Below are 13,468 nucleotides of genomic sequence, written 5' to 3'. Positions count from 1 at the left end.
CATTTTAAATATTCGAGAGTGTCGAAGAAAAATTACTATGTCGTTACCAGACCTCAAGGAGGATGGGCGGTAAAAAAAGAAGGAAGCGCAAAAGCTTCAGCAGTTACTGGTACTCAATACGAGGCAATACAGGTTGGTAAAAATCTGGCAAAGAAGAATCACAGTGAACTTACTATTCAAGGGAAAGATCATAAATTCCGTGAAAAAAATAGTTATGGAAATGACCCAAAGAACATAAAAGGATAAGGTCATGAATAGTTTAACCGAAGCACAAAAAAAGGAATTCAATGAAATTCTTGATTTACTGGGAGAGACATTGGATATTACCAAATCTCAATTTGAAGCAGCAGTCAAGAGCTATAATGCTGTTGGGAGTTGGCTGTCAAGACCAGAGTCATTGTTGGCGCCATACAAACCGGAAATTTTGACTCAAGGGTCATTTTTATTGGGAACCATGATTCAGAATATAAACCCCAATGATGATATTGATATTGATCTTGTATGCCAGCTTATTGGTAAGAGGGCTGATTGGACCCAGTATGATGTGAAAAAAATAGTTGGTGATGAGCTAAAGAAGCATGGAATTTATAATAAGCTATTAGATATTCCTGATGGACGAAGGTGTTGGACTTTGGAATATCGAAAAGCTTCTAATGATGAGAAGGAAAAATATCATATGGATATACTTCCATCCATTGTGTCTCATGGATATGAATTACTGATTGAAAAGGCATATTCATTTAATGGATTTCAAGATGTAGATGAATTGGCTATAAGAATTACTGATAAACAAAGAGATGATTACTTCTCTGAGGTGATGCACGATCAATGGCTGAAAAGTAATCCTTTTGGCTATGGTAAATGGTTTTTTGATCAGGCTAAATTGAGTTTTTCAAAAGCAATATTGCTTTCAGAATCAGTTAAGCCTGTGCCAGAATTTAAAAGTAAGAAACTTCCGCTTCAAAGAATAGTGCAAATACTTAAACGTCATAGAGATATGATGTTTAGTGGAGATGATAATAAACCGATATCGATAATTATAACAACACTAGCTGCCAAAGCATATAACAAGGAGTCAGATGTATTTACAGGCTTAATTAATGCGGTTCGAAATATGTCATCATATATTGGAGAAAGATACTCACCTGAACATGGTAGGATTATTAAGTGGATTGAAAACCCCGTCAATCCAGAGGAAAATTTTGCAGATAAATGGCCAGAACATCCAGAAAGAGAAAAGAATTATTATAAATGGCAATATCAGCTAGAACAAGATTTGATTGAATTTAACAGTAGAGTTGGGAGCGGTCTGGGTGAGCTTCAGAAGAGTTTTTCCAATTCTTTTGGACAAACAGTATCAGAGAAAGTTTTCGAGCAATATGGAAATTCAATGAGACATATACGTGAATCCGGTAGACTTAGGATGGAAAGGGGAACTGGTATTTTAGGTGTGTCAGCAGGCCTTCCTGTTAAGAACCATAACTTTGAAGGCAATCATGAATGCAAGTAAATTCATAAAGAAACCTCGTCAATATAAAAAACGAGGTTTCTCGGCTGGTGCCCAATTAAAAATGATTCTTAAAAGTTTTCCAAATGTTAAAGTTTTAAGATATAAGGGTAGTTCATTTTCCATTATTACAGAATTAACCCCTACTACTCTGAGTAAAGAATACCAGATAAAGATTGATTTTGATAAATATGACGGAGTTAAAGTTTATGTAATTGGCGAAGTATTGAAAGTTGCGAAGAACCGATCTAAGCTGCCGCATGTTTATTCACATTCTGAACAAAGACTTTGTTTATACTCACCAAGTAAGGAGGAATGGAATAGGGAAAAATTAATTGTAAGTACAATAATTCCATGGACAAGCGACTGGTTGTTCTATTATGAATTGTGGATTCCAAACGGAGTGTGGTTTGGAGGAGGGCATGATGAATACAGAGAAAACTAGTAATGAAAGATAAATTCAAAATTCTATCAATTGACGGCGGTGGTATAAGAGGTGTTTTCCCCGCAATGTTTCTTGCAAAGCTAGAGGCTGAACTTAAGTCTCAAAAAAAGGAGAATTGGCAGATATACCAAAACTTTGATCTAATATGTGGGACGTCAACTGGAGGTATTCTGGCAATTGCTCTAGCACTGGGCATACCAGCACAGGAGTTATATGATCTTTATTTGAACAATTCTGAGGCCATTTTTGGGAAAAACTGGAAACTATTAAGATTCTACAAGAGATGGGTAAAAGGTCTGGGATGGTCTGTGCATAATCGTAATTCACTTGAATCATTGATTCGTGAGAAATTTAAATCTGCGTATGGAAATGAGGATCCTAGACTTGATAATTGCAAAACATCAGTTTGTGTTCCAATCTATGATCTATTAAATGGTCAACCTTCGGTCCTCAAGACGAGGCATAATAAGGCTTTCAAAAGGGACTACCATATCCCGGCTTTTAAGGCAGCTTTAGCAACTTCAGCAGCTCCCACCTATTTTGATCCCTATAGCTCTACTTATGAAGATCTTAATGGGTTAGAAAGTCCGTTTAGCAATAAAGTTGACGGAGGTGTTGTTGCTAACAATCCGACTCTCATAGGAATTTTGGAAGCTCAGGAAGCTTTTGCGGTGAAGCATGAAAATCTTAGTGTATTGTCTCTGGGAACAGGATATCAAAAATTCACGGATGGCAAAAAAAGGAGTAGATGGGGTATCAGCTACTGGTTAGGCAAAACCCGATTAATTGACCTTTTTATGCAAGCACAGTCTCAGTTAGTAGAAAATCAGATAAGCCTTATTCAAAATGGGATAGATAAAAAACATAAAGATAATCCTCGATTTAAGTACATCCGAATAAATACAGAATTATCAGGGTCCCTCAAAATAGCCTTGGACGAAACTAATCCAGACAAACTAAAGAAACTTGGTGAGAAGGCCGCTTTTGAGTTTGGAAATAATGGAAGTAGAATAGTTGAAACTTTTTGTAAGTAGTATGTCAAAAGGAATTGAAAAACTAATAGGGCTCGGATTATTGGTTGTAGGAGGGTTGATCCTTGGGTCAAGAAAAAAGTTAGAATTTACTAAAAAGTCCAATTGCGATCTCTTATTAAAGAGTTTTAACGATGTAATCTCAATTCATCCTAATAAAGTGGTAAACCTTAGGCGTGCTCATGAAACAATTCGAAAAAAAATAACCCATTACTTTTATGGCAAGCCTCATTTACCGCTTCCAGAATATTACATTCAAGGTTCCTACAAAATGAAAACGGTCGTGGAAAATAGAACCACGAAAAGTGATGTGGATTTAGCAATAATTTTCCCCTCTTTTCCAGGCGTGAAACTTGAAACACTACAAAATCATGTACGCAATGCGCTTTGGAATCATACTACTAAAGGTGTAATTGTTAAAGACCCTTGTGTAAGATTAACATACGTCCGTGATTTTCATATTGACCTTCCCATATATTTCAGGAATCAAGTTGATGGTCAATTATATTTTGGGTCTAGAGGAAATGATTGGACACCATCCGATCCAAAAGCGTTTGTTAAGTGGTTTAAAGAAAATACAAACAATCGACCTCAATTGGTACGAATAATACGCTATTTGAAAGCATGGGCTGATTATACAAAAACAAAAACTAGAAAAAAGCTACCTAGCGGACTAGCACTGACTTTATGGGCAATAGATTATTATAAACCATCTTCAAGAGATGATATTGCGTTGTTTCAAACATGCAGTAGCATATTAAATTATCTCAAAGAATATTTTCAATTTCAATGGTCTGCAAAAATGCCAGTAGCACCTTATGACAATGTCTTAAATAAGCTGAGTAGATCAAATAAAGCAGCGTTTTATGATGAATGGAAAGAAATGGTGTCTTTGATGGCTGAAGCTGTGAGTTCTGAAAGAAAATCAATAGCAGTAAGTAAGTGGAAAAGGGTTTTTGGGAAAAGAATAAACGAGGCGATTATTTTAAGCTAATTAACGAATCTACCTAAACCAAAGATCATGAATAAGTTTCTTATTGCAATCAAGTCCTCTATCAAAAATGGTAGATCATCTGATTGTTTTATTGCTAATTTGCTTAAAGAAGATAATTACCAAAACATACCGAATGTTCCAGGTGCATACATTATTTCTAGTCAATCTCAGAAAATTCTATATCCAAACGGAATAGGTAGGGTTATTTAGCATACCAGTTGCAAACGGAGCAAACAGCTACAAGTGAGTCATAAATTACGAACCTGAAAACAATAAGTAATGAACAAAGAAGAGCCAACCCCAGTAATAGTTAAAACAAATGTTGACGACAAAATATTAATAGCCGAAAATGAATTTTCGGTAAAGACTACAATTGGCCTTGCAAAATATGGGGACTTTTATCTAGAAATAGACTTTCGAGATTTAAAACCTAGTGATTTTGAAAGTCTCATAAAGCTTACCAAAATCAGTGGTCGACTCTCTTTTAAATCTGAGCTAGTAGAAAAAGAAAATTACAATATCACACATGTTGTATTAATGGAATTTAGTACAGGTAGTACAACAAGTATGCATTGGAAGTGTTTATCAGATGATCCAAAGCATTATGACAATCTGATGGAACCAGAAAACTAAGGAGTGGAGAGGGGGATTCGAACCCCCATGCGCATTGTCCTGCTAGATCGAATCAACTATGATGATACTACAAGTCATATTTGTTGGGGCTCCACACAATACCACCCACTCCGACAAATACACTCTCTAAAATACTCATAGGCTTTAAGTTTAAAAATTCATCAAAGATTTTACTCATTGTGAAGCTTAACCAAAACTCAATGCTCGTAGCTATCACCAAAACTTCATCAACCCCTAAACACAAGGTCTTAATATCTTGATGTTCTTTTTTTAAATTTAGTAACTTTTACTATAATTCTTTACTTACTTTGACAAGGTAGTCTCACAAAACGAATGATTGATTTAAGAGAAATAGTATCAGGGCCAAAAACTCGAAAACGACTTGAGTTTTTTCTTGAACAATTTCCGTTGAGTTATCATCCAAAAGACATTGAAAGGTTGGATCATTTCATAATTGCACTACACCGATATGGTTCTAATTATTCAAGAGCGAAGTTTTATGATCATTTAAAACATGACTTAAAATGGGAGGATGTAGATATAGATTGGTGCTTGGATAGGATTGATAATGGAGTTAAAATTCTATCTGCTAGAAAGTCTTTCTGGAGAATGGATTAAGTAAATTAGTCTCACAAAACGAATGATTACTATGAAGGAAAATAAACCAATATCGAGCGAATCTCTCAAAAAATCTATTGAAGACTATCTGGGAAATGTCAGTGTCTCTGGGGACTTAATTCTTAAAAATGAAAGACCAGAATCATTCCATTTTACTGCTAGTATTATTGGGGAAACCTCTGAGATTGAAATACCGACCAAATACATTAGGATTACCGCATTACATTGGGTTAAAAAGGAACTATATGGATACGTTTTGGCAGGCGACTTTCCTCTTTTAAGAGATGCTGTTATGTCAAAACAAAATCCTAAATCTAATGAAGTTTAAAGGATAGCACTGATGGTTACCAAAACAACGTATTTTAGTATTTACTAAAATAATGAAACCTTTATCCTATTTTTGTGTTTTAGTAAATACTAATACACAAAAAAATGAGTAGCACTTGTATAAGGGTATTGGCTGATCCAGTACAAATCAAAGAATGTAAGGAAACTATCAACCGTTTGGATGAGAAATTATCTGAGGCAACGAAGGTTTTTAATCTCTCAGGTAATGCAGCCAGATTGAAAATTCTTTTTCTCCTATATAAGGAAGATGAAATGTGTCCATGTGATTTAAGTGATGTATTAGATATGTCTGTGGGCGGTGTATCTCAGCACTTGAGAAAATTGAAGGATGGTGGTTTGGTACAAGACAAGAAAGTTGGGCAAACAATTTTTTATTCTATCAAATCTGAAAATCTGTTGATCATTAAACCGGTATTGGAAAGTTTATTAAATGAAAACAAAACTTTAGCTGTATGAGTAGTTCAGATCTATCTTCCAAGAGTGCAGGAGCCGGATTATTCGCTGCTATTGTTGCCTCACTCTGTTGTATCACTCCGGTGTTTTCTTTGCTAGTCGGAATCAGCGGCATTGCCACTACCTTTTCATGGATGGAACCTTTTCGTCCTTACTTAATTGTATTGACTTTTGGTGCACTAGGTTTTGCCTGGTATCAAAAATTGAAACAAAATACAGCTGAACAAATCGATTGCGCCTGCGAAGATGACAAACCTTTATTTTGGCAATCCAAGAAGTTTTTGAGTATGGTGACAGTATTTGCAGCAGTAATGTTGGCATTCCCTTATTATGCTGATGTCTTTTACCCTGATACTAAACTGTCAGAAACTAAAAACATCAATTCCGAATCAACTTATGAAATCAATATCAGTGGAATGACCTGTACAGGCTGTGAAGAACATCTAAAACTTGAAATAGGGAAACTGCCTGGTATATCAGGACTAGAAGTCTCGTATGAAAAGGGCAATGCTGTAGTAACCTTTGATGAGACTAAAACAGATATTGGAGAGGTTAAGTTGGCAGTAAGTGAAACAGGATATAAAGTTGAATCCGTAGACAAATCAAAATGAGTGAAGTAGTTCTTGAATCAACAATAACATGTCCGAAATGCGGGCATCAGAAAAAAGAAACCATGCCGACAGATGCTTGTCAGTATTTCTACGAATGTGAGAATTGCAAAGAAGTGCTTAAACCAAAACAAGGTGACTGTTGCGTTTATTGCAGTTACGGAACGAATGCATGCCCACCTATACAAGAAGGTGGTAAAGGCAATTGTTGTTAGTATTTTGGCCAAGTATACCATGCTCGAAGAAAAGCTAGAAAATAGAAACATAAAGCCCACCACCATGAGATTGCTCGTGCTGAGGCAATTGGTGGAATGTGGTTCGGCCATCAGCCTAAAAGACTTGGAATCCAAGTTTGAAAAAGCAGATAAAGCAACCTTATATCGAACGCTTAAAACCTTCGAAGAAAACAAACTAATACACGGTATTGAAGATGGTACTGGCTCGGTGAAATATGCGCTTTGCGAAGAAGGTTGCGAATGTGCACCACAAGACCAACATATTCATTTTCATTGTGTGCAATGCGGAGAAACCTACTGCCTGACACAATCTAAAATTCCTCAAACCCAAATTCCAATAGGCTTCAATGCCTCCAGTTCCAGTATGGTCTATAAAGGTACTTGTGCAAACTGCCAATAAAGAAATATTAAACTTTGCAAACAGGTTGCATCAATTTTTGTTTAGACTTGTATTCTGAATGAAAGGTATCAAATCCATAATACTATCAGTTTTTTTTATCATTGCAGCACTTGTGATGGGATTGGATTTGTGCTGTGAAATCAAACAAGTCCCTAACCTCATAGCTCACTATTCTGAGCATAAAGCACAAGAAGGTGACTCTTTTTGGGATTTTTTGGTGGAAGATTATATTGATCATGGCAAAGGCGAAAACCACCATGATGAAAATGAGCATGATGATTTACCCTTTCACGGCAATCATCAATGTCAGCATGCCAATATCTTGTTTTCTTCTTCTCTCATGTTTTCTGTTGAGCTTGATATAAAACCCTTGGAGCCTTCTAAAGGAGTTTACCAATTCATGTTCTCTTCTCGCTATTTAGAGACTCCTTTTCAGCCACCCCAGGGCTGATAATTCTCGAATAGTATATGTATTGCCATCCCTCCAGATTAATGGAGAAAATTGGGCTATACCCCATTCTGTTCGATAAGTTTCTATGGACAATCAATGTCCACATTTATTAATTATCAGGAATTCAAAAGAATCATTATGCTGGATAAAATCATATTATTTTCAGTTAAAAACAAACTGATCATAGGCTTGCTTACGTTCGTCTTGGTCATTTGGGGAAGCTTTTCTCTTACGAAACTTCCTATTGATGCAGTACCAGATATAACAAATAATCAGGTACAGGTCATCACAAGTTCACCTTCTTTGGCGGCCGAAGAAGTTGAACGTTTAATTACCTTCCCTATAGAGATTGGTATGGCTACCATTCCTCAACTTGAAGAGATTCGCTCTTTCTCACGGTTTGGTTTGTCCGTTGTTACGATAGTATTCAAAGAGGATATTGACGTCTATTGGGCGAGACAGCAGGTAAGCGAGCGTTTGGTAGAAGTTCAGTCGCAAATACCCCCAGGAGTGGGTCAACCAGGCATGGCACCTATCACAACAGGCTTGGGTGAGATTTATCAATATGTAGTAGGTACAAAACCTGGCTACGAAGACCAATACGATGCACGTGAACTGCGAACCATTCAGGATTGGGTAGTACGCAGACAATTGTTAGGCACTCCTGGCGTGGCGGATGTGAGCAGTTTCGGTGGCTATCTAAAACAGTATGAAATAGCTATAGACCCCGATAGGTTGAAGTCCATGAATATTTCCATTGCTGAGATATTTCAGGCATTGGAAGCAAACAATGAAAACACCGGAGGAGCATACATCGAAAAAAACCAGAATGCCTACTTCATCCGAAGTGAAGGTTTAGTTAGCAGCATGGATGATATCCGAAATATGTTAGTTAGAACTAATACGGATGGTATTCCAGTATTAATTAAAGATGTGGCTCAAGTGCAGCTTGGCAACGCCGTTCGATATGGCGCGACTACCCGCAACGGAGAAGGTGAAGTTGTCAGTGCCATTGTTATGATGTTGAAAGGAGAAAATTCAGCTGAAGTCATTGATAACGTAAAGGAGAGAATTTCCAGAATACGCAAAACTTTACCTGAAGGTGTTACCATAGAACCATTTTTGGACAGAACTAAACTGGTAGATACAGCTATCGGTACGGTGACTAAGAATCTGGCCGAAGGAGCACTGATTGTTGTCTTTATTTTGTTACTCCTATTAGGCGACTTGAGAGCAGGTTTAATAGTAGCTTCCATGATTCCTTTGGCTCTTCTTTTTGCTTTTGGGATGATGAACCTGTTTGGAGTATCAGGAAACCTTATGAGCTTGGGAGCTATAGACTTCGGGCTAATCGTGGATGGGGCAGTCATCATTGTTGAAGCCACGCTTCATCATTTAGGATTAGTAAAATTAGGAAGACGGCTGACTCAGACTGAAATGGATGACGAAGTCTATCAATCGGCTAGCAAGATTCGAAATTCTGCAGCATTTGGTGAAATTATCATTCTAATAGTTTATTTACCGATCCTTGCTTTAGTAGGAGTTGAAGGTAAAATGTTCGGTCCAATGGCTCAAACTGTGAGTTTTGCGTTACTGGGAGCTTTCATTCTCTCTTTGACTTATGTTCCCATGATGTCAGCTTTGGTATTGAGTAAAAACACAGTCAACAAACCCAATATTTCTGACAAGATCATGGCTTTCTTTCACCGATTGTATGACCCTACCATTCGGTGGGTTATGCATAAAAGACCATTCGTTTTGACCATTGCATTAGGGCTATTTGGATGTTCTCTATGGATTTTTGCCAACTTGGGCGGTGAGTTTGTTCCCACACTGGAAGAAGGAGATTTTGCAGTTGAAACGAGGGTGATTACTGGGAGCTCATTAGAAAACACAATCAGCGCTACCACGCAGGCGGAAAAGATCCTTTTAGACCAATTTCCAGAAGTCGAGCAGGTGGTTTCCAAAATAGGTGCAGGTGAAATCCCCACAGACCCTATGCCCATAGAAGCCGCTGACCTGATGATTATTCTAAAAAACAAATCAGAATGGGTATCAGCTTCAAATCGCGAAGAATTAGCCAACAAAATGGCCAAGGCGTTGGAGGTGATTCCAGGTGTCACTTTTGGTTTTCAGCAACCTATACAAATGCGATTCAATGAATTGATGACCGGTGTACGTCAGGACGTGGCCGTGAAAATATATGGAGAGAATCTCGATGAACTCTCTGAGTATGCAAGGCAGGTCGGGCAAATCGCCTCTAATGTAGAGGGAGCTGTCGATTTATACGTAGAGGAAGTCACCGGAATTCCTCAGATCGTAATCAGTTACAAACGCGATCAACTGGCCAAATATAATCTCAGTATCCGTGAAGTGAACCGAACCGTTCAAGCCTCTTTTGCTGGTGCTTCGGCTGGTTTGGTTTTTGAAAATGAACGGAGGTTTGACTTGGTGGTCAGATTATCAAAGGTGAATCGAAATGATGTATCTGCTGTGCGAAACCTTTATATCACACGTAGGGATGGTCATCAAATACCATTATACCAAGTCGCTAATGTAGAGATTAAGGATGGGGCTTATCAAATTCAGCGTGACGATACGAGAAGACGTATTATCGTGGCATTCAATGTTAGAAATAGAGACGTTGAAAGCGTAGTGACAGAATTGAAGGAGAAAATTGACAAATCAGTCGTTTTTGCTCCTGGTTATTCCACTACTTATGGTGGACAATTCGAAAACCTAGTAGAAGCCCGTGAGCGGTTGAGTTATGCTGTTCCATTGGCATTGCTTCTGATTTTTGTATTGCTCTATTTTACATTCTCTTCAATCAAACAAAGCCTTTTGATTTTCACTGCTATTCCACTTTCCGCTATTGGTGGTATCATGGCATTATCAGCGAGAGGAATGCCTTTTAGTATTTCTGCAGGAGTTGGCTTTATCGCACTTTTTGGTGTAGCTGTTTTGAATGGTATAGTCTTAATAGGTGAATTTAATCATCTGAAAAAGGACGGTGTAACGGACATTTTTGATCGGATTTACAAGGGCGTCAGCGTACGTTTACGGCCTGTAATCATGACAGCTGCTGTAGCTTCGCTTGGATTTCTACCCATGGCACTCTCACAATCTGGAGGTGCAGAAGTACAAAGACCTTTAGCGACTGTGGTAATCGGTGGGTTGATTAGTGCTACTTTCCTGACTTTGATTGTCTTGCCAATTCTGTACTATTATTTAGAAAGAGGAGTCAAGTTGAAATCAAAAGTATTTACACCTTTATTGGTCATAGGCCTTCTGCTTTGCCAAGCTGTGCAGGTAGACGCACAAGAGGTTACCACGACTTATACATCTTTGGATGAAGCCATTCAAAGGGCTATTGCCAATAATCCCAGACTGAAAGCGGCATCGCTTCAAACAGAACAGGAGATTACGCAAAAAGGGTCGAGTTGGAATTTGCCTAACACGAATTTTAGTTTGACACATGGGCAATATAACAGCGTCTTTGATGATGACAACCAATTCAATATCAGTCAAAATTTTGCTTTCCCAACGGTTTACAGCAATCAAAACAAGTTAGCCAAAGCAAAAATTGAGGCTAGTGAATGGATGCGTACTGCAACGCAGAATGAAATGGTACGACAAGTAAAATCGGTTTGGTACACGCTACTGTTGGAAAAAAGTAAGAGAGATCTACTCCTTGATCAAGATAGTATCTATGAGAGTTTCGTAAGGGCAGCTACACTACGCTATGAAACAGGCGAAAGTAATCTTTTAGAAAAGGCCACAGCTGAATCCCAAGTGGCCGAGATAAAAATGCTGCTCGAACAAAATAGATCTGATATTGAAATTTTTCAAACTCATTTGGGGATCTTGTTGAATGACGAGGAGCTCGTGGACATAGCGGCCCAAGAGTTAAAGACCAGAGAACTCAAGATTTTGTTAGAAAATTCCGATTTATCTGCGAATCCTACTTTGGCTTGGTTTCAGCAACAAATAGAAGTAGCCAAAAGAGAAAAGTCCTTAGAACAATCCCGTTTTATGCCAGATTTTTCAATTGGTTATTTCAATCAATCGTTGAATGGTCCAAATCAAGATATCAATGGCAACCCTATAAACTATACTTCTAGCGATCGATTTACAGGGGTTCAGGTAGGTATTGCTATTCCCATTTTTGGTGCAAAGTCACACATTTCTAGTATTAAAAAGAGTGAATTGAAAATGCAAGAAAGTGAGGCTAGGTATGAAGCTGCATCTAATGAATTAAAAGGTGAAATGACATCACTTGTTCAGCAGTTTAATAAATTCCAAAATAGTTTAGAATTCTATCAGACCAATGCACTTCCACAGGCAGAATTGATTCTTACACAAGCCCAAAAAGGGTTTGAAAGTGGAGCAATTGGTTATGTAGAGTATACGCAAGGACTCAGCAGATCCCTTGATGTACGATTCAAATATCTGGATTTACTAGATCAATACAACCAGACCATTATACAAATTGAATTCATTTCAGGAGTTCATTAATCAAAAAAAGAAAACAATGAAAAATTCATTTAAGTATATCAAAAGCATATTTATCCATACTTTATTGGCATTGGTAGTAATTGCCTGTGAGTCTCAATCAAAAGTAGAGCAAGAAGCTCAACATCATGAGGAAGAAAATGAAGTAGAACTTACTCAGGCACAATATGATCAGGCAAGGTTAGAGTTAGGGTCGATTAAAAAAAGAAATATTGGATCTGAATTACAGGTGAATGGAATGATAGACGTTCCCCCTCAGAGCAATATTTCAATTAATATGCCCTATGGTGGCTTCATAAAGTTTATTGATATGTTGCCTGGTACAAAGGTAAGAAAGGGACAGTTGTTAGCTGTAATAGAAAACCCTGAATTTATTCAGTATCAACAAGACTATCTGGAAGGCTTAGCTAATCAAGAGTATTTGAAGGCAGAATTTGACCGTCAACAAAAGTTGTACAACGAAAAGGTAGCTTCAGGAAAATCATTTCAACAGGCCAAGAGTTCCTATTTAGCTAATGAAGCTCGAATCAAATCGATGGTAGCTAGACTGAAACTCATCGGGTTAAACACAACAAGTATCCGTAATGGAAAGGTTTCTACCTCAGTGAATATTTATGCTCCTGTATCCGGATATGTAAGAGAGGTGTATACCAATATTGGTAAATTCATCAATCCCAAGGATGTGATCATGGATATAACTAATGCTGACGATCTTCATGTAGAACTAACAGTCTATGAAAATGATATTCCTAAGGTTAAAGATGGTCAACGCATTCGATTTTCTCTGGCAAACACACCAGATCAATGGCGTGAGGCAGAAGTCTTTTTAATTGGAAGAGGTGTTCGCGAAGATCGTTCTGTAACCGTACACGGACATCTGAAAGAGAAATATGAAGATTTACTTCCAGGAATGTACGTTTCGGCCAAAATTGAGACGGACATGCAAGAAGTGTGGGCTGTGCCTGAACAAGCCGTTGTTCGTTTTGGTGGCAAGCACTTCATTTTTGCATATACTGAAACGTCCAAAAAAGGAGATGAAAAAATTAATTCTTTTGATATGTTGGAAGTTGTTGTTGGCAATACTGAAGATGGCTTTGCGCAAGTTGAACTAATAAATAGTTCGTTGGAATACAACGAGGTAAAGCTGGTTACAAAAGGTGCTTTCACGCTGTTGGCAAAGGCCAAAAATACTGAAGAAGAGGGTGGTGGTCACGGACATTAATTAGACTACA

At 37.8% G+C, this 13,468-nt stretch carries 16 protein-coding genes; all 16 read left to right on the top strand.

The features are described 5' to 3' along the window. Nucleotides 1–18: 18 nt before the first annotated feature. The gene (locus ABJH98_RS07835; protein ID WP_348307096.1) at nucleotides 19–246 is read left to right on the top strand and encodes a DUF2188 domain-containing protein; all 228 of its coding nucleotides are present in this window, start codon (nucleotides 19–21) and stop codon (nucleotides 244–246) included. Between the two features lie 4 nt (nucleotides 247–250). Beyond that, on the top strand, nucleotides 251–1,510 hold the full coding sequence (locus ABJH98_RS07830; protein WP_348307095.1) for a nucleotidyltransferase: 1,260 nt from the start codon (nucleotides 251–253) through the stop codon (nucleotides 1,508–1,510). Beyond that, a complete protein-coding gene (locus ABJH98_RS07825; protein WP_348307094.1) occupies nucleotides 1,497–1,952 on the top strand; it encodes a hypothetical protein in 456 nt (151 codons plus the stop codon). Before ABJH98_RS07830 ends, ABJH98_RS07825 begins: the two co-directional genes overlap by 14 nt. Nucleotides 1,953–1,954: 2 nt before the next feature. Then, on the top strand, nucleotides 1,955–2,986 hold the full coding sequence (locus ABJH98_RS07820; protein WP_348307093.1) for a CBASS cGAMP-activated phospholipase: 1,032 nt from the start codon (nucleotides 1,955–1,957) through the stop codon (nucleotides 2,984–2,986). Then, on the top strand, nucleotides 2,967–3,977 hold the full coding sequence (locus ABJH98_RS07815; protein ID WP_348307092.1) for a nucleotidyltransferase: 1,011 nt from the start codon (nucleotides 2,967–2,969) through the stop codon (nucleotides 3,975–3,977). The genes ABJH98_RS07820 and ABJH98_RS07815 overlap by 20 nt, the downstream gene beginning before the upstream one ends. A 27-nt stretch (nucleotides 3,978–4,004) precedes the next feature. Continuing rightward, complete coding sequence (locus ABJH98_RS07810; RefSeq protein ID WP_348307091.1) at nucleotides 4,005–4,187, top strand: hypothetical protein; 183 nt, start codon at nucleotides 4,005–4,007, stop codon at nucleotides 4,185–4,187. A gap of 69 nt (nucleotides 4,188–4,256) precedes the next feature. Next, a complete protein-coding gene (locus ABJH98_RS07805; RefSeq protein ID WP_348307090.1) occupies nucleotides 4,257–4,610 on the top strand; it encodes a hypothetical protein in 354 nt (117 codons plus the stop codon). 333 nt (nucleotides 4,611–4,943) lie between these two features. Continuing rightward, nucleotides 4,944–5,228 (top strand): hypothetical protein, encoded by a 285-nt coding sequence (locus tag ABJH98_RS07800; protein ID WP_348307089.1) that lies wholly within the window; start codon nucleotides 4,944–4,946, stop codon nucleotides 5,226–5,228. 31 nt (nucleotides 5,229–5,259) lie between these two features. Then, complete coding sequence (locus ABJH98_RS07795) at nucleotides 5,260–5,556, top strand: hypothetical protein (RefSeq protein ID WP_348307088.1); 297 nt, start codon at nucleotides 5,260–5,262, stop codon at nucleotides 5,554–5,556. 104 nt (nucleotides 5,557–5,660) lie between these two features. Beyond that, nucleotides 5,661–6,032, top strand: a complete 372-nt coding sequence (locus ABJH98_RS07790) for a metalloregulator ArsR/SmtB family transcription factor (protein ID WP_348307087.1) — start codon at nucleotides 5,661–5,663, stop codon at nucleotides 6,030–6,032. Continuing rightward, entirely contained in the window at nucleotides 6,029–6,640 is a 612-nt protein-coding gene (gene merTP, locus ABJH98_RS07785) for a mercuric transport protein MerTP (RefSeq protein ID WP_348307086.1), read from the top strand. Before ABJH98_RS07790 ends, merTP begins: the two co-directional genes overlap by 4 nt. Next, nucleotides 6,637–6,852, top strand: a complete 216-nt coding sequence (locus tag ABJH98_RS07780) for a GDCCVxC domain-containing (seleno)protein (protein ID WP_348307085.1) — start codon at nucleotides 6,637–6,639, stop codon at nucleotides 6,850–6,852. Before merTP ends, ABJH98_RS07780 begins: the two co-directional genes overlap by 4 nt. After that, the gene (locus ABJH98_RS07775; RefSeq protein ID WP_348307084.1) at nucleotides 6,806–7,273 is read left to right on the top strand and encodes a transcriptional repressor; all 468 of its coding nucleotides are present in this window, start codon (nucleotides 6,806–6,808) and stop codon (nucleotides 7,271–7,273) included. Before ABJH98_RS07780 ends, ABJH98_RS07775 begins: the two co-directional genes overlap by 47 nt. Before the next feature lie 58 nt (nucleotides 7,274–7,331). Beyond that, on the top strand, nucleotides 7,332–7,724 hold the full coding sequence (locus tag ABJH98_RS07770; protein ID WP_348307083.1) for a hypothetical protein: 393 nt from the start codon (nucleotides 7,332–7,334) through the stop codon (nucleotides 7,722–7,724). Between the two features lie 138 nt (nucleotides 7,725–7,862). Next, entirely contained in the window at nucleotides 7,863–12,239 is a 4,377-nt protein-coding gene (locus tag ABJH98_RS07765; protein ID WP_348307247.1) for a CusA/CzcA family heavy metal efflux RND transporter, read from the top strand. Between the two features lie 16 nt (nucleotides 12,240–12,255). Next, a complete protein-coding gene (locus ABJH98_RS07760) occupies nucleotides 12,256–13,458 on the top strand; it encodes an efflux RND transporter periplasmic adaptor subunit (protein WP_348307082.1) in 1,203 nt (400 codons plus the stop codon). Nucleotides 13,459–13,468: the final 10 nt, after the last annotated feature.

This window comes from Reichenbachiella sp. (genome assembly GCF_039969095.1).
Lineage (GTDB): Bacteria > Bacteroidota > Bacteroidia > Cytophagales > Cyclobacteriaceae > Reichenbachiella.
This window is presented reverse-complemented; position numbering and strand designations above follow the sequence as displayed.

Excerpts from the sequence above, each read along its gene's own strand:
- ABJH98_RS07760 (WP_348307082.1), top strand. The coding sequence starts at position 12,256 with ATGAAAAATTCATTTAAGTATATCAAAAGCATATTTATCCATACTTTA.
- ABJH98_RS07810 (WP_348307091.1), top strand. The coding sequence starts at position 4,005 with ATGAATAAGTTTCTTATTGCAATCAAGTCCTCTATCAAAAATGGTAGA.
- ABJH98_RS07825 (WP_348307094.1), top strand. The coding sequence starts at position 1,497 with ATGAATGCAAGTAAATTCATAAAGAAACCTCGTCAATATAAAAAACGA.
- ABJH98_RS07775 (WP_348307084.1), top strand. The coding sequence starts at position 6,806 with ATGCATGCCCACCTATACAAGAAGGTGGTAAAGGCAATTGTTGTTAGT.
- ABJH98_RS07805 (WP_348307090.1), top strand. The coding sequence starts at position 4,257 with ATGAACAAAGAAGAGCCAACCCCAGTAATAGTTAAAACAAATGTTGAC.
- ABJH98_RS07830 (WP_348307095.1), top strand. The coding sequence starts at position 251 with ATGAATAGTTTAACCGAAGCACAAAAAAAGGAATTCAATGAAATTCTT.
- ABJH98_RS07765 (WP_348307247.1), top strand. The coding sequence starts at position 7,863 with ATGCTGGATAAAATCATATTATTTTCAGTTAAAAACAAACTGATCATA.
- ABJH98_RS07780 (WP_348307085.1), top strand. The coding sequence starts at position 6,637 with ATGAGTGAAGTAGTTCTTGAATCAACAATAACATGTCCGAAATGCGGG.
- ABJH98_RS07795 (WP_348307088.1), top strand. The coding sequence starts at position 5,260 with ATGAAGGAAAATAAACCAATATCGAGCGAATCTCTCAAAAAATCTATT.
- merTP (WP_348307086.1), top strand. The coding sequence starts at position 6,029 with ATGAGTAGTTCAGATCTATCTTCCAAGAGTGCAGGAGCCGGATTATTC.
- ABJH98_RS07790 (WP_348307087.1), top strand. The coding sequence starts at position 5,661 with ATGAGTAGCACTTGTATAAGGGTATTGGCTGATCCAGTACAAATCAAA.
- ABJH98_RS07770 (WP_348307083.1), top strand. The coding sequence starts at position 7,332 with ATGAAAGGTATCAAATCCATAATACTATCAGTTTTTTTTATCATTGCA.
- ABJH98_RS07800 (WP_348307089.1), top strand. The coding sequence starts at position 4,944 with ATGATTGATTTAAGAGAAATAGTATCAGGGCCAAAAACTCGAAAACGA.
- ABJH98_RS07820 (WP_348307093.1), top strand. The coding sequence starts at position 1,955 with ATGAAAGATAAATTCAAAATTCTATCAATTGACGGCGGTGGTATAAGA.